Source organism: Pseudomonas sp. GL-R-26, from assembly GCF_019947365.1.
Lineage (GTDB): Bacteria > Pseudomonadota > Gammaproteobacteria > Pseudomonadales > Pseudomonadaceae > Aquipseudomonas.
This window is the reverse complement of sequence record NZ_JAGYGI010000018.1, coordinates 93,244-113,712: the sequence shown is the minus strand read 5'-3', so window position 1 is coordinate 113,712 and position 20,469 is coordinate 93,244. Positions and strand designations below refer to the sequence as shown.

Annotated in this window: 15 protein-coding genes and 2 riboswitches; of the genes, 6 read left to right on the top strand and 9 right to left on the bottom strand. The window is 61.6% G+C overall.

Features of this window, described 5'->3' with window-relative positions; translation table 11 throughout:
- From KGA96_RS19480 to KGA96_RS19470, 3 genes are all read right to left on the bottom strand, one after another.
- On the bottom strand, positions 1-663 hold the full coding sequence (locus KGA96_RS19480; RefSeq protein ID WP_032829783.1) for an amino acid ABC transporter permease: 663 nt from the start codon (positions 661-663) through the stop codon (positions 1-3).
- 51 nt (positions 664-714) lie between these two features.
- The gene (locus KGA96_RS19475) at positions 715-1,563 is read right to left on the bottom strand and encodes a transporter substrate-binding domain-containing protein (protein WP_046038472.1); all 849 of its coding nucleotides are present in this window, start codon (positions 1,561-1,563) and stop codon (positions 715-717) included.
- 267 nt (positions 1,564-1,830) lie between these two features.
- Positions 1,831-2,235 carry a MerR family transcriptional regulator gene (locus KGA96_RS19470; protein ID WP_223442992.1) on the bottom strand — a complete coding sequence of 135 codons (405 nt, stop codon included), beginning with the start codon at positions 2,233-2,235 and terminating at the stop codon, positions 1,831-1,833.
- A 76-nt stretch (positions 2,236-2,311) separates the two neighbouring features.
- On the opposite strand from KGA96_RS19470, the gene KGA96_RS19465 reads away from it, so the two are divergent.
- On the top strand, positions 2,312-3,535 hold the full coding sequence (locus KGA96_RS19465; protein WP_223464417.1) for an NADH:flavin oxidoreductase/NADH oxidase family protein: 1,224 nt from the start codon (positions 2,312-2,314) through the stop codon (positions 3,533-3,535).
- 55 nt (positions 3,536-3,590) lie between these two features.
- Here the strand turns inward: KGA96_RS19465 and KGA96_RS19460 are convergent, their stop codons facing one another.
- The 4 genes from KGA96_RS19460 to cobW all read right to left on the bottom strand — a co-directional run bounded on the left by KGA96_RS19460 (position 3,591) and on the right by cobW (position 10,381).
- Positions 3,591-4,136: a vWA domain-containing protein gene (locus KGA96_RS19460; protein ID WP_317850352.1), complete on the bottom strand. Its 546-nt coding sequence runs from the start codon at positions 4,134-4,136 to the stop codon at positions 3,591-3,593.
- A gap of 119 nt (positions 4,137-4,255) precedes the next feature.
- Complete coding sequence (locus tag KGA96_RS19455) at positions 4,256-5,263, bottom strand: ATP-binding protein (protein ID WP_223464411.1); 1,008 nt, start codon at positions 5,261-5,263, stop codon at positions 4,256-4,258.
- A 222-nt stretch (positions 5,264-5,485) separates the two neighbouring features.
- Positions 5,486-9,307, bottom strand: coding sequence for a cobaltochelatase subunit CobN (gene cobN, locus KGA96_RS19450; protein ID WP_223514404.1), 3,822 nt, complete (start codon positions 9,305-9,307; stop codon positions 5,486-5,488).
- A 3-nt stretch (positions 9,308-9,310) separates the two neighbouring features.
- Positions 9,311-10,381 (bottom strand): cobalamin biosynthesis protein CobW, encoded by a 1,071-nt coding sequence (gene cobW, locus KGA96_RS19445; RefSeq protein WP_317850351.1) that lies wholly within the window; start codon positions 10,379-10,381, stop codon positions 9,311-9,313.
- Positions 10,382-10,483: 102 nt separating this feature from the next.
- A riboswitch (cobalamin riboswitch) is annotated at positions 10,484-10,697 on the bottom strand.
- A 94-nt stretch (positions 10,698-10,791) separates the two neighbouring features.
- Positions 10,792-11,018: riboswitch (cobalamin riboswitch) on the top strand.
- Between the two features lie 120 nt (positions 11,019-11,138).
- Here cobW and KGA96_RS19440 point away from each other — a divergent pair.
- The 4 genes from KGA96_RS19440 to cobM all read left to right on the top strand — a co-directional run bounded on the left by KGA96_RS19440 (position 11,139) and on the right by cobM (position 13,289).
- On the top strand, positions 11,139-11,330 hold the full coding sequence (locus KGA96_RS19440) for a CbtB domain-containing protein (RefSeq protein ID WP_046038480.1): 192 nt from the start codon (positions 11,139-11,141) through the stop codon (positions 11,328-11,330).
- 11 nt (positions 11,331-11,341) lie between these two features.
- A complete protein-coding gene (locus tag KGA96_RS19435) occupies positions 11,342-12,049 on the top strand; it encodes a CbtA family protein (protein ID WP_046038482.1) in 708 nt (235 codons plus the stop codon).
- Positions 12,046-12,459 carry a cobalamin biosynthesis protein gene (locus KGA96_RS19430; RefSeq protein ID WP_046038484.1) on the top strand — a complete coding sequence of 138 codons (414 nt, stop codon included), beginning with the start codon at positions 12,046-12,048 and terminating at the stop codon, positions 12,457-12,459. Before KGA96_RS19435 ends, KGA96_RS19430 begins: the two co-directional genes overlap by 4 nt.
- 83 nt (positions 12,460-12,542) lie before the next feature.
- Positions 12,543-13,289, top strand: coding sequence for a precorrin-4 C(11)-methyltransferase (cobM, locus tag KGA96_RS19425; RefSeq protein ID WP_046038486.1), 747 nt, complete (start codon positions 12,543-12,545; stop codon positions 13,287-13,289).
- A 170-nt stretch (positions 13,290-13,459) separates the two neighbouring features.
- Here the strand turns inward: cobM and nfuA are convergent, their stop codons facing one another.
- The gene (nfuA, locus tag KGA96_RS19420; protein WP_007912592.1) at positions 13,460-14,044 is read right to left on the bottom strand and encodes a Fe-S biogenesis protein NfuA; all 585 of its coding nucleotides are present in this window, start codon (positions 14,042-14,044) and stop codon (positions 13,460-13,462) included.
- A gap of 152 nt (positions 14,045-14,196) precedes the next feature.
- Positions 14,197-16,506: a fatty acid cis/trans isomerase gene (locus tag KGA96_RS19415; RefSeq protein ID WP_046038489.1), complete on the bottom strand. Its 2,310-nt coding sequence runs from the start codon at positions 16,504-16,506 to the stop codon at positions 14,197-14,199.
- 156 nt (positions 16,507-16,662) lie between these two features.
- On the opposite strand from KGA96_RS19415, the gene metH reads away from it, so the two are divergent.
- Positions 16,663-20,373 carry a methionine synthase gene (metH, locus tag KGA96_RS19410; RefSeq protein ID WP_223464407.1) on the top strand — a complete coding sequence of 1,237 codons (3,711 nt, stop codon included), beginning with the start codon at positions 16,663-16,665 and terminating at the stop codon, positions 20,371-20,373.
- The last annotated feature ends 96 nt before the right edge of the window (positions 20,374-20,469 follow it).

Sequence of the window (20,469 nt, the reverse complement as noted above, 5' to 3'; positions counted from 1 at the left end):
CTATCGGCGAATCGCCAGACGCTGTTCGAGGTAACGCAGCATCATGGCAATGAGGTAACAGGCCGCCACATACAGCGCCGTGGTCACCAGCCAGGTTTCTATCACCCGGTAGCTCTCGACATTGATCTTGCGCGCGTAATAGGTCAGCTCCGGTACCGCAATCGCGGCCGCCAGCGAGGTGTCCTTGAACAGCGAAATGAAGTTGTTCGACAGCGCCGGCAATACATTGCGCAGCATCACCGGCACGGTGACGTAGGCCTTGACCTGCCACTCGCCCAGGCCAATGGCCAACCCGGCTTCACGCAGGCCCTTGGGAATGCTCAGCAAACCGCCACGGAACACTTCGGTCAGGTACGCCCCGGCATACAGCGACAGGGTGATGATGAACGAGGGGATCTTGTCCAGCCGGATCCCCAGGCTCGGCAACGCAAAGTAGATCAACAGGATCAATACCAGGATCGGCGTGTTACGAATCACCGTGACATACACCGACGCCAGCACCCGCAATGCGCGGTGCTTGGACAGCAAAGCAAACGCCATCATCAGGCCGATCACGCAGCCGATGGCGATCGACACCAGGGCCAGTTCAAGGCCCATACCGAGCCCCGCCAGCAAAGTGTCGAAATCGCGCCACACGGCGGCAAAGTTCAACTGATAGTTCATGGTCAGCAGTACCTTGAGCGGGGCGCATTTGGGCGCCCTGCTCTCACGGGATCATTTGAATTCGACTGGGAAACCGATGGCCGGGGTCGGCAGGTCTACACCGAACCATTGCTTGAACGACGCCGCGTAAGTCGGGAACTCAACGCCGGTCATGGCTTCATGCAGGGTGGTGTTGACGAAGTTCAGCCAGTCCTGATCGCCGCGTTTGACCGCGCAGGCATAGGTCTGCGGGCTCCAGGCGTAGGCCGGGCTGCGATAACGGCCAGGGTTCTGCACCATCAGGTACTTCACCGAAGACTGGTCAGTGGCCGCCGCGTCGGCGCGGCCGGAGTTCACGGCCTGGTACATCAGATCCACGCTGTCGTACTGATCGACCTTGGCCTTGGGCAGCGCCTGGTGCACCAATTCCTCGGCATAGACGTTTTGCAGCACCGCCACGGTGAGACTGTCACCGGCGGCTTTCATGTCATCGATTTCCTTGTACTTGCTGTTCGCCGGCAGCAGCAGGCCGACACCTTCGCGGTAGTACGGCAGGGTGAACGCCACTTGCTGCGCGCGGCTGGCCGTCACGGTGATGAACTGGCAACTGATGTCGACCTTGTCGGTCAGCAGGTTGGGAATCCGCGCATCGGACGACTGCACCACGTACTCGACCTTGGTCGGGTCGTTGAACAAACCCTTGGCGATCATGTGTCCGATATCGATATCGAACCCCTGCAACTTGCCGTCCGCGCCCTGGAAGTGCCACGGAGCGTTAGTGCTGCCGGTGCCTACAATCAGTTTGCCGCGGGCCAGAACGCTATCGAGCTTACTGTCCGCCGCCTGGGCCACGCCCACGGCAGCGGCGGTAGCCGCGAATAGAAAAACACACGCTTTGAACAAGGAAGGACGGCGATGCATGGCAAGCACTCCAGGGTGATGTTTATTCCGCTATACCGGAACATGGTATGTAACAACGGAATAGACAGCAGAAAGTGTGCCACAGGATGTGGAGGGAATGTGAGGGAGATTGAAATTTGTTTTGAATCAGAGGGATGCATGCAAACTGGAAAAAACGTTACCAAACGCACGGAACCCTGACCGCTACCGTTGGCTACAAAGGGCGGGTATCTGGTTCACAACCGGGCGTTTGGAGGGCCGGTACGCCGATGAGCAATCCGTTCTGACCTAGTGCTTGAATGACGTCATCACCCGCTCGGCATTTTCATCGCAACTCATGCCTTCGGGCCGGGCCTGGATGGTGTCGATCCAGCCCAGCAACTGCGCCTTGCTATGGGCCAGGTGTCGTTGCATCTCTTCGATCTGCTCGATCTTGCGATGCAGGCCGGCCATCAACTCATCGTGCTTGAACGCGCCGGTCACATTATCCGGCAGTAACTGCTTGAGTTCTTCCAGACTGAAACCCGCTTGCTGCGCGCACTGGATGATTTGCAGGGTTTGCAGCGCCTGTTGCGAGTAACGCCGATAACCGTTGGCAGAGCGCTCGACCTGGCGGATCAACCCTTGAGACTCGTAAAAACGGATCCGCGATGCGGTCAACCCGCTCAACTGCGCCAATTCACCAATCTTCATTGCGACCTCGTTTACCTGCTTGACATTAAAGTTAACTTTAAGCTTAGCCTCTACTCATCACTACGAGGAGTCAAGCATGTCGCCCTTTCAAGCGTTGAATTTGCCCAACGGCCAGACCATCGGCAATCGCATTGCCAAAGCCGCGATGGAAGAGAACCTCGCCAATACCGACCAAGTGCCCGACCAGGCGCTGTTTCGCCTGTACCAGGCCTGGGCCGAGGGCGAGGCCGGCTTGTTGCTGTCCGGTAATGTAATGATCGACCGCCGCGCCATGACCGGCCCCGGCGGTGTAGCACTGGAAGACGAACGCCACCTGGAGCGCTTCCGCCAGTGGGCCAGCGCCGGTCGGGCCGGCGGTGCGCATTTCTGGGTACAGCTCAACCATCCTGGCCGCCAGACTATGGCCAACCTGGGCCAGCAAGCCTTGGCGCCGTCGGCGGTTGCGCTGGATCTGGGCCAGTTCTCGAAGATGTTCGCCGAACCCAAACCCATGAGTGAAGACGACATCCAGGAGGTGATCCGGCGCTTCGCCACCAGTGCCGCACTGGCCGAGAAAGCCGGTTTTACCGGTGTGCAGATCCACGCCGCCCACGGCTACCTGATCAGCCAGTTCCTATCGCCGCTCACCAATCGGCGTACCGATCAATGGGGCGGATCCCTGGAAAATCGTGCGCGCCTGCTGTTGTCGGTTGTCGAAGCGGTTCGCCAAGCGGTGTCGCCGCAATTTTGTGTTTCGGTAAAACTCAACTCGGCGGATTTCCAGCGCGGTGGTTTCGATGCCGATGATGCACGGCAAGTGATCCAGTGGCTCAACGAACAAGCGATCGACCTGCTGGAACTCTCCGGCGGCAGTTACGAAGCACCGGCCATGCAAGGCGAAGCCCGCGACGGCCGGACCCTGGCACGGGAAGCGTACTTTCTGGAAATGGCCGGTGAACTGGCCAGCGTGGCGCGCATGCCGGTGATGGTGACGGGCGGAATCCGGCGTTTGGCAATCGTCGAACAGGTGCTCGACAGCGGCATCGCCATGGCCGGCATCGGCACTGCGCTGGCCGTGGAGCCGCACCTGGTCAAGCACTGGCGCGAAGGCCAGGACAGCCATCCGCAACTGCCGCCGATCCGCTGGAAGCGCAAGCCTCTGGCAGCGCTGGCGAGCATGGCGGTGGTCAAGTTTCAGCTGAATCGCTTGAGCCGTGGGCGCAAGCCCCGGCCTGAAGTCTCGGCGTTGTGGGCGTTGATTCTCGATCAGTTGTACATTGGCAAGCGTACCCGGCAGTACCGGCAGGCGATGGGTAAGTAACCCGAAACCTGTGGTGGCTAATACATCGCCTTCGCGGGCATGAACAGCCCAGAATTCAGCCAGGAAGCAGCTCGTCAATATGACGATACTCAGCCTGCAACTGCGCCGCCAACACCCTGCTGCGCCCGAGCCGAATCGGCCCGCGTTCGATGTCGATCAGCACCCCCGGGCACTCCAGCACGGGCAACAACGGCCAGTCCTTCAGCCGGCCATCGGTCACCAGCAGCAACCGCTGCTGCTCTGCCGGAAAACGCTTTTGCCGTGCCGCAAGCCATCGCCCCGCTTCGCTCAACGCGGCCAGCAACGGCGTACCGCCACCGGCGCCAAGGCCATCGAGCCACTGGCGTAATCCGCTGGAAGCCTTCAACCCCTGCACCTGCCACTTGGGTGCAGCACCACTGGCCGTGAGCAACGCCAGTCGCGCACGCTGGCGATAGGCATCGTCGAACAACTGCGCCAGCAAGCCCTTGGCATCGCTCAAGGCCTGATGACGGCGGGTCGAAGCGGAGGCGTCAACGATCACTAGCCACAGTTCATGGGGCGAGCGAGTGCGCAGGTGAAACAACAGGTCGTCGCGCTGACGCGGTCGGCCGTTGAGCAATGTGCCAGGCCAGTTGACCGAACCGCTGCGGGCTGTGTAACGCTTGCCTTGTTTGCCGTGGTCCAGCCGCCCGGCACGGGGTCTGGCATTCGCCCCCACGTCTGAGCGAGGGCGAATGCCTAGGGCTTTTTTGGCCAGCTCGGCACTTCACGTCGTGCGCCGACCGCCAGCGCCTGGGCAGGCATCTCGCCCCACTGGCCCTGCCCTTCGCTCGGGTTGGCGTTTTGCGGCACCGATTGTTGCGCAGCCTGGGATGGCTGAGGTGCCGGTGGAGAATGTTCGCGACGACGATGGCGCAAGGCGAACTCGGCAACGGCGTCAATATCTTCCTCGGCGATCGCGTTCGCCCCGCGCCAGGCGGCGTGCGCCCGGGCGGCGCGCAGCCAGACCAGGTCGGCGCGCAAACCATCGACGCCAGCGGTAAAGCAGCGTTCGGTGATGTGTGCCAGTGCCTGGTCGTCGAGGGGAATGTTTGCCAGTGCATTGCGTGCGTTCTGGCATCGTTCGCGCAGAGACGCCTGTGCCGATTCCCATTCGGCGCAGAAGCCTTGCGGATCGCTGTCGAAATCCAGGCGACGGCGGATGATCTGGCCGCGCTCGGCCGGCGCGGTGTGGCCACCGAGGGCGACGTTCAAGCCGAAACGGTCAAGCAATTGCGGACGCAGTTCACCCTCCTCCGGGTTCATGGTGCCAATCAGCACGAACTTCGCCGAATGCCGATGGGAAATGCCGTCACGCTCCACCAAATTGGTGCCACTGGCGGCCACATCGAGCAGCAGGTCAACGAGGTGATCTGGCAACAGATTGACCTCGTCGACATAGAGCACGCCACCGTCAGCCTTGGCCAGTACGCCAGGGGAAAACTGCGCGCGACCTTCGCCCAGTGCCGCGTCGAGATCGAGGGTGCCGACCAGGCGCTCTTCGGTGGCGCCCAACGGCAAGGTGACGAACTGACCGCTGGCCAGCAGGTCCGCCAGACCGCGGGCCAGGGTCGACTTGGCCATGCCTCGCGGGCCTTCGATCAGCACACCGCCGATTTTCGGGTCGATGGCGGTCAGGTACAGGGCCAGCTTCAAATCGTCGGCGCCGACCACGGCGGAGAGCGGGAAATGCGGGGTGTCGGTCATGTCAGGCGTCTCATTATGGTCGGTTGTGTCGATCAACAATCCAAAGGACAAACTTGAACTCTGTGGCGAGGGAGCTTGCTCCCGCTGGGGCGCGAAGCGGCCCTCGCATGTCCAGGAAAATCGGGTTATCCGGTTTTACGGCCGCTTCGCAGCCGAGCGGGACGGTGCGGCGTTCCGACAAGCTCCCTCGCCACAGGTTTGTGTTGGCCTCGGGCTTCTGTGTCAGCTGTCTTCTTCTATATCCAGCAACAAATTCTCCAGCGCCTCGCGGTACTCGCCGGGTTCCTTCCACATCCCCCGTTGTTGCGCCTCGAGCATGCGCTCGGTCATGTCGCGCAAGGCATGGGGATTGTGCTCGCGGACAAAATCCCGGGTGTCCGGATCAAGCAAATAGGCATCCGCCAGCAACGCGTACTGGTGATCGTCGATCAACTGCGTGGTGGCGTCGAAGGCAAACAGGTTGTCGACCGTCGCGGCCATTTCGAACGCACCTTTGTAGCCGTGACGTTTAACACCTTCGAGCCACTTCGGATTGGCCGCCCGGGAGCGGATCACCCGGTTCAGTTCTTCTTTCAGGGTGCGAATCTTCGGCAGGTCCGGCTGGCTGTGGTCGCCATGATAGCTGGCCGCCGCCTCGCCTTTCAGGCTTTCCACCGCCGCGAGCATACCGCCCTGGAACTGGTAGTAATCGTTGGAGTCGAGCAAATCGTGCTCGTGGTTATCCTGGTTTTGCAGCACTGCCTGCACCTGGCTCAGGCGCTGGCTGAACTGTTCGCGGGCGGCGGTGCCCTCGTCGGAACCGCCATAAGCGTAGCCGCCCCAGTTGAGGTAAACCTCGGCCAAGTCCTCGCGGCTCTGCCACAGGCGACCATCGATAGCGCCCTGCACGCCTGCGCCGTAGGCACCGGGCTTGGCCCCGAAAATCCGCCAGCCAGCCTGACGCCGCGCAGCGTCTTCATCGAGCCCTGACAGCAACAAGGCTGCGCGCTCTCCGCGTACCTTGGCCGCCAACGGATTGAGGTCATCCGGCTCATCGAGGTCGGCCACCGCTTGCACCGCCGCGTCGAACAAGCGAATCAGATTGGCAAAGGCATCGCGGAAGAAACCGGATACGCGCAAGGTCACGTCGACCCGAGGACGGTCAAGCAAACTCAACGGCAGGATCTCGAAATCATCGACCCGCTGGCTGCCGGTGGCCCAGACCGGGCGCACGCCCATCAGCGCCATGGCCTGGGCGATGTCATCACCGCCGGTGCGCATGGTCGCGGTGCCCCACACCGACAGACCGAGCTGGCGCAAATGATCGCCGTGGTCTTGCAGGTGCCGTTCGAGAATCAGGTTGGCCGACTGGAACCCGATGCGCCACGCCGTGGTAGTCGGCAGATTGCGCACGTCCACCGAATAGAAGTTACGACCGGTGGGCAGCACGTCCAGGCGGCCACGACTCGGTGCGCCGCTGGGACCGGCCGGGACGAAGCGACCGCTCAGGGCATCGAGCAATCCGCGCATTTCCGCCGGGCCGCAGGCGTCCAGACGCGGGGCAATGACGTCACGCAAACCATCGATAATGGCTTGTACCTCAATCCAGTCGGCCTCCTGTAGGAGCGAGCCCCCTCGCCACACAAGCCCGTTCCCAGAGGAGATTGGTGTGGTTTGAGCCTCTGGATTCAACGCGTCCGAAATCAACTGCGCGGCAAACAGCTCCAGGCGTTCGCGAGTATCGCCCGCCGTGCGCCAGGTCTCTTCGCTGATGCCCACAAGAAGCTCAGGGCGCGGCCCCGTCCACGGCTCGGCCAAGGCGCAATCGAGCGGATCGAACCCCAGCCCGAAAGCCTTGGCCAGTGCCCGCAGCAGACTCGACTGCGCGCCCCGGCCATCGCCCCGTGGAATGCGCAACAGCGCCAGCAAGGTATCGATACGCAAACGACCGGTGGGCGATTCGCCGAACACATGCAGGCCGTCGCGGATCTGCGACTCTTTCAAATCGCACAGGTAAGTGTCGAGCCGTGGCAACCAGATCGCCGCGTCGGCATCGCTGTCGAGCTGTTCATCCAGTTGCAGTTCACGGTCGATGTGGGTGTCGCGTACCAGTTGCAAGATATCGCGCTGCAACTCTCGGGCACGACGCGGGTCGAGCAACTGCGCTTCGTAATATTCGTCCGCCAACAGTTCGAGATTACGTAGCGGGCCGTAGGTTTCGGCGCGGGTCAGCGGTGGCATCAGGTGATCGATGATCACGGCCTGGGTGCGCCGCTTGGCCTGGGCGCCCTCGCCCGGGTCGTTGACGATGAACGGATAGATGTTCGGCAGCGGCCCGAGCAAAGCATCTGGCCAGCAATGTTCCGACAGCCCCACGCCCTTGCCCGGCAGCCATTCGAGGTTGCCGTGCTTGCCGACGTGGATCACGCCGTGGGCGCCATACGTGTTGCGCAGCCAGAAGTAGAACGCCAGGTAACCGTGGGGCGGCACCAGGTCCGGGTCGTGATACACCGCGCTCGGGTCGACCTGATAACCCCGGGCCGGCTGAATGCCGACGAAGGTCAAGCCAAAACGCAGGCCGGCGATCATCATCCGTCCGCTGCGGCACATCGGGTCGCTTTCCGGCGCGCCCCAACGTTCGAGCACCGCCGCGCGGTTGGCTTCGGGCAGTGCATTGAACATCACCAGATAGTCATCCATGCCCAGGCTTTGCTGGCACGGACGCTGGTCGAGAGTCTCGAGATCGTTGCTGACGCCGCCCAGCAACTGCTGGATCAACGCGGTGCCGCTGTCCGGTAACTCAGCCGGCAATGGATAACCTTCGGCATGCAGCGCCCGCAGGATATTCAGCGCCGCTGCCGGGGTGTCGAGGCCGACGCCGTTGCCGATGCGGCCGTCGCGGGTCGGGTAATTGGCGAGAATCAAGGCAATGCGTTTTTCAGCATTGGGCACCCGTGCCAGATCGACCCAGCGCCGGGCCAGTTCGGCGACGAAATCCATGCGTTCCGGTTGTGGCCGGTAGCAAACCACATCCGACTGACTGCGCTCACTGCGCCACGCCAGGTCCTTGAAACTGATCGGGCGGCTGATGATGCGTCCGTCCAGCTCCGGCAAGGCAATGTGCATCGCCAGATCCCGAGGGCCAAGCCCCTGTTCGCTGGCGCGCCAGCCGGGTTCGTTATCCTGGGCGCAAATCGCCTGGATCACCGGAATATTGCGGCGAAACGGGCGCAGATGCGGTGCTTCGGGACTGGATTGGGCGAAGCCGGTGGTGTTCAGGATCACCGAGACGCTGGCCTCATCCAGCCAGTCCTCGACCGCGCAAAGACAACCGGGCTCTTTCAGGCTGGCCAGCGCAATCGGCAGCGGATTCAACCCCGCCGCCTGCAAGCGCTGGCAAAAAACATCAATGAACGCGGTGTTCGCCGCCTGCAAATGCGAGCGGTAAAACAGCACCGCCGCCACCGGTTGATCGGCGTGCCAATCGGCTTGCCAGTCGCTCAGTGCGGCGGAGTGTTTGTGCGGATGGTAAATCGCCGTGCGTGGCAGGGTTTGCGGCTCGCCCCAGGTGTAATCACGGGCCAGCCAGCGGTTGGCCAGACAGCGGAAGAAATCGAGGGCGTTGCCCATGCCCCCCTGGCGCAGAAACTGCCAAAGCCGGTCGCGATCCTCGGCGCCGACGGTGCTCAGGTCACTGAGCTCCGGATCCGGGCGATCATCGCCCGGCACCAAAATCACCTGCACGCCGCGCTGCGACAGTTCGACCAGACGCTCGATGCCGTAACGCCAATAGGCGATGCCGCCGTGCAGCGAAATCAGGATCACCCTGGCGTGACGCAGCACTTCATCGACGTACAAATCGACCGAGGCATGGTTCTGCACCTGCATCGGGTTGGCCAGGCGCACGCTCGGGTAATCGTCGGGCAACTGCTGCGCCGCTTCGGCGAGCAGCGCCAGGCTGGAGTCGCCGCTGCACAGGACCACCAGCTCGGCGGGGGTTTGTCCTAGGTCGGCAATGTTGTCATCCGACACGAAACCGCCGGGCTGGGTCCTGAGCAGGTGCATGGCTTACACGCTGAGCGCGGCGCGCAATTGCGCTTCGAGAACAGTGGCGTCCAGTTCCTGGCCGATCAGCACCAGGCGGGTGACTCGCGCTTCTTCGGCGCCCCACTGGCGGTCGAAATGCTTGTCGAAACGCGTGCCCACGCCCTGGATCAGCAGGCGCATCGGTTTGTTCGGGATCGCCGCAAAACCCTTGACCCGCAGGATGCCGTGCTGGACCACCAGTTGGGTCAGCGCATCCAGCAGCAGGCTTTCGTCGGCTTGCGGCAGTTCGATGGAGATCGAATCGAAGGCGTCGTGATCGTGGTCATCATGATCGTCGTCGCCATCGTGATGATGGTCGTGGTGGCTGTGACGGCTGTCGATGTGTTCTTCGGAGCCGGCACCCAGGCCGATCAGCACGTCCAGCGGCAGGCGACCGCTGCTGGCTTCAACGATTTTCACCGCTGGCGGCAATTCCTCGGCGACTTCCAGACGCACGCGGGCCAGGTCCGCCGGGTTGATCAGGTCGGTTTTGTTAAGGATCACCAGGTCAGCGCTGGCCAATTGGTCGGCAAACAGTTCGTGCAGCGGCGATTCGTGGTCCAGGTTCGGGTCTAGTTTGCGCTGAGCGTCGACCTGATCCGGGAACGCAGCGAAGGTGCCGGCGGCCACGGCCGGGCTGTCGACCACAGTGATCACCGCATCCACCGTGCAGGCACTGCGGATTTCCGGCCACTGGAAGGCCTGCACCAGCGGCTTGGGCAGGGCCAGACCGGAGGTTTCGATGAGGATGTGGTCAAGATCGCCGCGACGGGCCACCAGTTCGCGCATCACCGGGAAGAATTCTTCCTGGACGGTGCAGCACAGGCAACCGTTGGCCAGTTCATAGACACGGCCGTTGGCTTCTTCTTCGGTGCAACCGATGGAGCACTGCTTGAGGATTTCGCCGTCAATGCCCAACTCGCCAAATTCGTTGACGATCACCGCGATGCGGCGACCCTGGGCGTTGTCGAGCATGTGCCGCAGCAGCGTGGTTTTACCCGAGCCGAGAAAGCCTGTAACGATGGTGACGGGGAGTTTGGCCAGTGTTTTCATCGGATGCCCTATGGCTAATGTGGCGGGCATACGGGACGACGACCGGCAACGCGGACGCGCATGCCTGAAGAGTTCGCCACCGGATCACCCCGCCCGGTTGAAAGTGAGAATCTGTGACGAGGCAGGTCTCCTGGCTGACGGTGTGCCGGCCTTGAGCCTGGCATTCGCTGCGCCTTCCCGCCGGCCTCATGGATTGAGCCTGCAGTGGCGTGGCAACGAACATCACCGTTCACAGTTGCGGGGGCAGCCGCGGCATCGACCGCGTTCCCTTCTTAGCTTCGACAAACGCCGAAGAACCTCGAAAGCGCAAGGCTACGCATGGTCTTGGGGCGGGTCAATGCTTGCGATCCCTGTGGCGAACCTTAAATGCGAACCCTTGCCAATTGACGCCCAACCCCCGGCCATGCTCTCCTACACACCTTGTTACGGGTGCCCTTCACAGGGTGAAACGGGAAACCGGTGAATCATGTGCTTTACTCTTAAGCCATGTCAGTCCGGTGCTGCCCCCGCAACGGTAAGCGAGCGAAGCATCAGATCCACTGCGCCACTACGGCATGGGAAGGTGACGCTTTCAGGTTCAGGCCCAAGCCTTTGCCCCTCGTGAGCCCGGAGACCGGCCCGCAACACAAAGTGACCAGTACGATCACTGAACCAACAAACCCGCGGTGGGCGGGCGCTGTTCGAAACCTTGCGCGCCTGGTCGTGCGGGTTTTTGCATGCGCTCTTATTCCCCGCTGACAGACCAGAGGGAAACGCCATGTCGATCATCAGCAGCGCCGAACACACAGCCGCGAGCACCACCTCAACCCTGACCCAACGTCTGGCCACCGCCATCTGCGCGTCGATCCTGGGCGCGTGCCTTGTGTATTTTGCCGGTTTCTCGCACATCGAAGCGGTGCACAACGCCGCCCACGATACCCGTCACAGCTCCGCGTTCCCGTGCCATTGAGAGCTGTCGACATGATCAAGCGTATTGCGCAAACCGCAGGTTTCACCGGGCTGCTGGCCGCCCTGTTGCTGACCCTGCTGCAAAGCTTCTGGGTCGCCCCGCTGATTTTGCAGGCCGAGACCTACGAAAAAGCCGAACCGGCCGCTGTTGAAATGCATGAACACGCCGACGGTGCGATGGCTGCCCACACCCACGATGCGCAAGCCTGGGAGCCGGAAGACGGCTGGCAGCGCGTGCTGTCGACCACCGGCGGTAACCTGGTGGTGGCCGTCGGTTTCGCCCTGATGCTGGCCGGCCTGTACACCTTGCGTGCGCCGACCAAAACCTCGCAGGGCCTGCTCTGGGGCCTGGCCGGTTACGCGACCTTCGTGCTCGCACCGACCCTCGGCCTGCCACCGGAACTGCCAGGTACTGCCGCCGCCGATCTGGCACAGCGGCAACTGTGGTGGATCGGTACGGCCGCGTCCACTGCCGTCGGTATCGCCCTGATCGTATTCAGCCGTCACTGGCTGATGAAAGTCCTCGGCGCGGCGATCCTCGCCGTTCCCCATGTGATTGGCGCGCCGCAACCGGAGGTGCATTCGATGCTCGCTCCAGAGGCGCTGGAAGCCCAGTTCAAAATCGCTTCGCAACTGACCAACGTGGCGTTCTGGCTGACCCTGGGCCTGATCAGCGCCTGGTTGTTCCGTCGCAAAAGCGATGGCCAGTACCACGCATGACGGATATCAGCACAGCGCCGACCCTGGTGGTCGGCCTGGGCTGCCAGCGCGGCTGCCCTGTCAGCACGTTGCTGGCGCTGCTCGATCAGGCGCTGGAGGCACACCAGATTGCTCGTCATGAAATCAAGGCGCTGGCCAGCATCGATTCGAAGCGCGACGAACCTGCGTTAATCGAACTGGCTCAGCAGCTTGGCCTGGAATTGATGTATTTCAGCAGTGAACAACTGGCCGTTTATGAACCGCAACTCAGTCATCAATCGCAAATAGCCTTTGAACGCACCGGTTGCTACGGCGTGGCGGAAAGCGCCGCACTGGCCCTGGCCGAACAACTGGCCCAGGCCCCGGCAAAACTGCTGATTCCACGACAAAAATACGCCCAGGCAACCCTGGCATTGGCCGGCGCTGCGTAAAAAACCGATAATCCCCCGCTTTGATCATGAACATTCTTCATCTGAAGCCCTGTTCAGCCCCTTTTTCCCCACAGGAACCGACGATGACCGTCTACTTCATTGGCGCAGGTCCCGGCGACCCCGAACTGATTACCGTCAAGGGCCAGCGGCTGATTCGCAGCTGCCCGGTGATCATTTATGCCGGTTCCCTGGTGCCTGCCGCCGTACTGGAAGGTCACTGTGCCGAACAAGTGGTCAACAGCGCCGAACTGCACCTGGAACAGATCATCGACCTGATCAAGACTGCCCACGCCAAAGGCCAGGATGTGGCCCGGGTGCACTCCGGCGATCCGAGCCTGTATGGCGCCATCGGCGAGCAGATTCGCTATCTGCGTGAGCTGGGCATTGCGTTCGAAATCGTACCCGGCGTGACGGCCACAGCCGCTTGCGCAGCGCTTTTGGGCGCAGAACTGACGCTGCCGGACGTTTCGCAAAGCGTGATCCTGACGCGCTACGCCGACAAGACCGCCATGCCTCCCGGAGAGGAATTCTCCAGCCTGGCGCAGCACGGCGCGACCATGGCGATTCATTTGGGGGTTAATCACCTGGCGAAGATCGTTGAAGAACTGCTACCCCATTACGGCGCCGATTGCCCGATTGCGGTGGTTCACCGTGCGAGCTGGCCGGATCAGGATTGGGTGGTGGGCACGCTTGAGGATATTGCCGGGAAGGTTGAAGCCAAGGGCTTTCGCCGTACGGCGTTGATTCTGGTGGGTCGGGTGCTGGGCAGCGATAACTTCAGCGAGTCGTCACTGTATCGCGCGGGGCATGCGCATCTCTACAGACCCTGAAAGCACCTGTGGCGAGGGAGCTTGCTCCCGCTGGACCGCAAAGCGGTCCCAACATCAGCCAACGCATTCATCACGGGAAAATGCATTGACTGATTTTGTGATGGCTATGCCATCAAGCGGGAGCAAGCTCCCTCGCCACAGCGCCGTTTTTTCGTTTCGCAGCGAACACCTTAGTAGTAGGCGTTTTCTTTCTGCGTGTGGTCGGTCACGTCGCGAACACCTTTCAGCTCCGGGATGCGCTCGAGCAGAGTGCGCTCAATGCCTTCCTTCAGCGTCACGTCGGCCTGGCCGCAGCCCTGGCAACCACCGCCGAACTGCAGGACAGCGATGCCGTCTTCGACCACATCGATCAGGCTGACCTGACCACCGTGGCTGGCCAGCCCCGGGTTGATCTCGGTTTGCAGGTAGTAGTTGATGCGCTCGTTGACCGGGCTGTCGGCGTTGACCATCGGTACCTTGGCGTTTGGCGCCTTGATGGTCAGCTGGCCGCCCATGCGGTCGGTGGCGTAGTCGACAACGGCATCGTCCAGGAAGGCTTCGCTGAAGTGGTCGATGTACGCGGTGAAGCTTTTGAGCCCCAGCGCGGTGTCTTCGGGTTTTTCTTCGCCCGGCTTGCAGTAGGCAATGCAGGTTTCGGCGTACTGGGTGCCAGGCTGGGTGATGAAGACGCGGATGCCGATGCCCGGGGTGTTCTGCTTGGAGAGCAGATCAGCCAGGTAATCGTGGGCGGCGTCAGTGATGGTAATAGCGGTCATGGAAACTCCTCGCAGGCTTGGGCGCAGTTTACGCCAATCAACGCGCCGGACAAAGTCCTAGTATTTTTGTCGGGAAAAGAAACACCAATCACCCTGTGTGAGCGGGCTTTTGTGGCGAGGGGGCTCCACACCCACAGGGGATCTGCGTCCTGTCAGAGGTTCTCGTAGCGGTTCATGTCCAGCACGCCCTCTTCCACCGGATCGTTTTCGTGGATGTAGCGACTCAGGTCATGGAAATAAGGCCAGAATTGCGGATGACTGCGGCGTATGCCCCAACGTTCGACGATTTTCTCGAAGCTGTCGGTATCCTTGGCGCTTTCCATCGCATCCACGAACGCCGGCACTTGCCCGGCCGGGATGTTGAACATGAAGTTCGGGTAGCTGCTCAGCACGCCAGGGAAAATCGTCAGGGTGTCGAGTCCCGGCTGATAGCGCAGCGATTCACCGAGCAAAAACGCCACGTTACTGTGGGCACGGTTACGCAACAGGCTGTAGACCTCACGCTTGCCGCTGCTGGTTTCGATACGCAACATAGTGGCTTCCGGCAACTGATCGATGACCTTCAGCCCGGCGGCCGGACGCGAAGTCAGACGGCTCAGCGCCTGCTCGGCATTTTGCAGGTCCGGATCGATGTTCGGCCGCGAACAGTAAGCGCCGTCGCAGCGATTGATCGGGTCGGGCCTGGCATTAAGGTCGCCGTATCGGGCCAGCAACTGATTGGCAAAGTCACGCTTGGGATCAGCCGGATTGAGTTTCAGCGCGGTCGGCGAGTCGTCATCGATGGTCTCGTAGTCGAGCCACATCTTGAATTTGCCACTGTTCTGATACCAGTCGTCAAGGTAGCCATCCCGAGAATCGGCGGGCATCAGGCGCAGGAAATTCTGCTCGGCGCCGTTGCGGATCAGGTCGAAATACAAGCGCGTCTGGGCTTGGTGGGACAGGTTGCCGAACACATCGAAGTTCACCGCCAGTTGATAGTAGGTGCGCTCCAGCAGCGGATAGTCGAACAGCCATATCGTTTGCGGCACCTCGCCGATCAGGCCTTTGGTCACCGAAGCGCTGTCGAAATGGCGGAAGATACTCAGCAACGCGTTGTCGTTGCCGGCCCACAGGGTCGACCAGCTCGGCGCAGGCTGATCGGCGTAGCTGTCCCGGCGCAAGGCTTCGTATTCATTACGCTTGTCGCGGTAGTCGTGCCACAGGCTCAGGACGCTGCCGACGTCGTCATTCTGCCCCGGCATCGCCAGCAACGGCGTGGCCTGCCCGCGATAGTTCGGATCGGTGACATACAGGTCGTGCTCGGGCGCCTGGAACAGCGCCCAGAAATTATCGCGGATCACGTCCGTGGCGATCTGACCACGACACACCGGCCCACGGATAAAGGTGCGCACAAAGTACTCGGCGTTATCGAGCATGAACTGATAGCGCGCCTGGGCCGGAATCGCTTCGAAAGTGGCAAACGGGTTGGCCCGGCTCTGCGGTCCATAGCCCGGCAATGCGTCGACCTGCCAGTTGCCGCTGTAGAACAGACTCTTGACCCGCGCCAGCTTCGCCGGACTCAGCGGATAGGTGATGTGGGTCTTGTGCACGATCACGCCCTGAACCGGCCACAAGCGATAGTAGAACTGCGTACCCGGATCATCGTTCGGGCGACGGGTGTTGATCAGGTCAATTGGCTGGCCGGTCGGGGTGCGCGAACGCACCCACTGGAAGAAATGCCCAGGCTCGCCGTCCTTGAAGTAGAGATGGGCGAGGAACCAGTGCTCGAACAGCCAGCGCCCCACCAGACTTTCCCGGGCGCCCGGCGAATTGAGCAGGTTTTCCCATTGCACCACCTCCAGGGCTTCCCTGGCACTCGGCGCCAGCGCTTGCTGATCGATCGGCGCGCCTGCCGCCAACCAGCGTTGCAGCGTCTGGTACTGCTGGTCGGTCAGGCCGGTCACTGCCAGTGGCATGCCCTCCTTCGGATGCTTGGCGGCGTAGTCGTCGAACTCCGTGGGCATGGCACACATGTTTTCCCGGTTCAGGCCCAGGACGATGTCTTCCGGCAGCTTCGCGTTGGGTTGCAACGGAGTTTTGTGGCCAAGCTCCAGCATCCGCGCCATCAATGCAGCCTGGCTGCCCTGGGCATCGAGCACCGAATAGAAGCCTTTTTGCTGCCAGGCCTGTTTGCCGGAGGCGTCATAGAACAGTCGGGTCGGCGCAACGGCCTGGCGGCGGTCACCGTCGTAGACCGGGACTTTGGTTGCGCCCCGTGTCGCGCCCTCGCCGCTGCCCAGGTTGAGCTGACAGGCGGCGTCGTTGCAGGCGTGGCAGGCCACGCACTTTTCAGTGAAGATCGGTTGAATGTCGCGGCTGTAAGAAATAGCAGGTGAAATGGCAGTGGAAATCGCCGGGCCTTGCGCCACGGCGCCCCAGCTTAAAAACAGCAGCAATGTGCTGATGACGAAGCGATACGACATGTCCCTGGTCCTGAATCCTGAAAAAACGCCGCGATTCTACCGGTCTGTCATCCTTACCAACATGAACGATATTCATGCAAATTCGAGCCATGCTCCAAAAGCGCACAGGTTTGCTATCATCCCGGCCCTTCGTCATGGCCTTACCGAGTAGTCCAAATGTCCGATCGCAGCGTTCGCCTTCAAGCTCTCAAGCACGCCCTCAAAGAGCGCATCCTGATTCTCGATGGCGGTATGGGCACGATGATCCAGAGCTACAAGCTCGAAGAGCAGGATTACCGTGGCAAACGCTTCGCTGACTGGCCAAGCGATGTCAAAGGCAACAACGACCTGTTGGTACTGACTCGCCCGGATGTGATTGGCGGCATTGAAAAAGCCTACCTGGACGCCGGCGCCGACATTCTGGAAACCAACACCTTCAACGCCACCCAGATCTCCCTGGCTGACTATGGCATGCAAGGCCTGGCGTATGAGTTAAACGTAGAAGGCGCACGCCTGGCGCGCAAGGTTGCCGACGCCAAGACCCTGGAAACCCCGGACCGACCACGCTTCGTCGCCGGCGTGCTCGGTCCTACAAGTCGCACCTGCTCGTTGTCCCCGGACGTGAACAACCCCGGCTACCGCAACGTGACCTTCGATGAACTGGTGGAAAACTACACCGAGTCCACCAAAGGCCTGATCGAAGGCGGTGCCGACCTGATCCTGATCGAAACCATTTTCGACACCCTCAACGCCAAGGCCGCGATCTTCGCCGTACAAGGCGTGTTCGAGGAACTGGGGATCGAGCTGCCGATCATGATTTCCGGCACCATCACCGACGCCTCGGGCCGCACCCTGTCGGGCCAGACCACCGAAGCGTTCTGGAACTCCGTGGCCCACGCCAAGCCGATTTCCGTCGGCCTGAACTGCGCCCTCGGCGCCCGCGAATTGCGCCCGTACCTCGAAGAACTGTCGAACAAGGCAGGCACCCACGTTTCCGCGCACCCGAACGCCGGCCTGCCGAACGAATTCGGTGAGTACGACGAATTGCCGTCGGAAACCGCCAAGGTCATCGAAGAGTTCGCCCAGAGCGGCTTCCTCAACATCGTCGGTGGTTGCTGCGGCACCACGCCGGGCCACATCGAAGCCATCGCCAAGGCCGTGGCCGGTTATGCGCCGCGCGAGATTCCGGACATTCCGAAGGCATGCCGCCTCTCGGGCCTCGAACCGTTCACCATCGATCGCAACTCGCTGTTCGTCAACGTCGGCGAGCGCACCAACATCACCGGTTCCGCCAAGTTCGCCCGTCTGATCCGCGAAGACAACTACACCGAAGCCCTGGAAGTCGCCCTGCAGCAGGTCGAAGCCGGCGCCCAGGTGATCGACATCAACATGGACGAAGGGATGCTCGATTCGAAGAAGGCCATGGTGACTTTCCTCAATCTGATTGCCGGCGAACCGGACATCTCCCGCGTACCGATCATGATCGACTCCTCCAAGTGGGAAGTGATCGAAGCCGGCCTCAAATGCATCCAGGGCAAGGGCATCGTCAACTCGATCAGCATGAAAGAAGGCGTCGAGCAGTTCATCCATCACGCCAAGCTGTGCAAGCGCTACGGCGCCGCCGTGGTGGTGATGGCCTTCGACGAAGCCGGCCAGGCCGACACCGAAGCGCGCAAGAAAGAAATCTGCAAACGTTCCTACGACATTCTGGTCAACGAAGTGGGCTTCCCGCCGGAAGACATCATCTTCGACCCGAACATCTTTGCCGTCGCCACCGGTATCGAAGAACACAACAACTACGCCGTCGATTTCATCAATGCCTGTGCCTACATCCGTGACGAGCTGCCGTATGCGCTGACCTCCGGCGGCGTGTCCAACGTGTCGTTCTCGTTCCGTGGCAACAACCCGGTGCGCGAGGCGATCCACTCGGTATTCCTGCTGTACGCGATCCGTTCCGGCCTGACCATGGGCATCGTCAACGCCGGTCAACTGGAGATCTACGACCAGATCCCTGCAGAACTGCGCGACGCCGTGGAAGACGTGATCCTCAACCGCACACCGGAAGGCACCGACGCCCTTCTCGCCATCGCCGACAAGTACAAGGGCGACGGCAGTGTCAAGGAAGCCGAGACCGAAGAGTGGCGCAACTGGGACGTCAACAAGCGTCTGGAGCACGCTCTGGTCAAAGGCATCACCACCCACATCGTCGAAGACACCGAAGAATCGCGCCAGTCCTTCGCCCGCCCGATCGAAGTGATCGAAGGCCCGCTGATGTCCGGCATGAACATCGTCGGCGACCTGTTCGGCGCCGGCAAAATGTTCCTGCCTCAGGTAGTGAAATCCGCCCGCGTGATGAAACAGGCCGTGGCGCACCTGATCCCGTTCATCGAACTGGAAAAAGGCGACAAACCGCAAGCCAAGGGCAAGATCCTGATGGCCACGGTGAAAGGCGACGTGCACGACATCGGCAAGAACATCGTTGGCGTGGTGCTGGGCTGCAACGGCTATGACATCGTCGACCTCGGCGTGATGGTGCCGGCAGAGAAAATCCTGCAGGTGGCCAAGGAACAGAAGTGCGACATCATCGGCCTGTCCGGCCTGATCACCCCGTCGCTGGACGAGATGGTCCACGTTGCCCGCGAAATGCAGCGCCAGGACTTCCACCTGCCGTTGATGATCGGTGGCGCCACCACCTCCAAGGCGCACACGGCGGTGAAGATCGAGCCCAAGTACAGCAACGATGCGGTGATCTACGTCACCGACGCCTCCCGCGCCGTGGGCGTGGCGACGCAGTTGCTGTCCAAGGAGCTCAAGGCCGGTTTCGTCGAGAAAACCCGCCTGGACTACATCGACGTTCGCGAACGCACCGCCAACCGCAGTGCCCGTACCGAGCGCCTGAGCTATGGCGCGGCCATCGCCAAGAAGCCGCAATTCGACTGGGCGAGCTACACGCCGGTCAAGCCGACCTTCACCGGCACCCGGGTGCTGGACAACATCGACCTCAATGTCCTGGCCGAATACATCGACTGGACGCCGTTCTTCATCTCCTGGGACCTGGCCGGCAAGTTCCCGCGCATCCTCCAGGATGAAGTGGTCGGTGAAGCCGCCACCTCGCTGTACAAAGATGCCCGGGAAATGCTCAGCAAACTGATCGACGAGAAGCTGATCAGCGCCCGCGCGGTGTTCGGTTTCTGGCCGGCCAACCAGGTGCATGACGACGACATCGAGCTCTATGGCGATGACGGCAAGCCGATGGCCAAGCTGCATCACCTGCGCCAGCAGATCATCAAGACCGACGGCAAGCCGAACTTCTCCCTGGCCGACTTCGTCGCGCCCAAGGACAGTGAAGTGACTGACTACGTGGGTGGTTTCATCACCACTGCGGGGATTGGCGCCGAAGAAGTGGCCAAGGCCTACCAGGACGCCGGCGACGATTACAACTCGATCATGGTCAAGGCCCTGGCCGACCGCCTGGCCGAGGCCTGCGCCGAGTGGCTGCACCAGCAGGTGCGTAAAGACTACTGGGGTTATGCCAAGGATGAAACGCTGGATAACGAGGCACTGATCAAGGAGCAGTACAGCGGTATCCGTCCGGCACCGGGCTACCCGGCCTGCCCGGACCACACCGAGAAAGCCCAGCTGTTCGCCCTGCTCGATCCAGAGGCCCAGGAAATGCGCGCAGGCCGCAGCGGTGTGTTCCTCACCGAACACTACGCGATGTTCCCGGCGGCCGCGGTCAGCGGCTGGTACTTCGCTCACCCGCAGGCGCAATACTTTGCCGTGGGCAAGGTCGACAAGGACCAGGTGCAGAGCTACACCTCGCGTAAAAGCCAGGAGTTGAGCGTGACCGAACGCTGGTTGGCGCCGAACCTGGGTTACGACAACTAAACAGCCTTGCCAACCACTGCATTGTGGTTGGCAAGGCCCTCTGTAGGAGCGAGCCTGCTCGCGATAGCGGTCTTTCAGTCAACATCGATGTTGAAT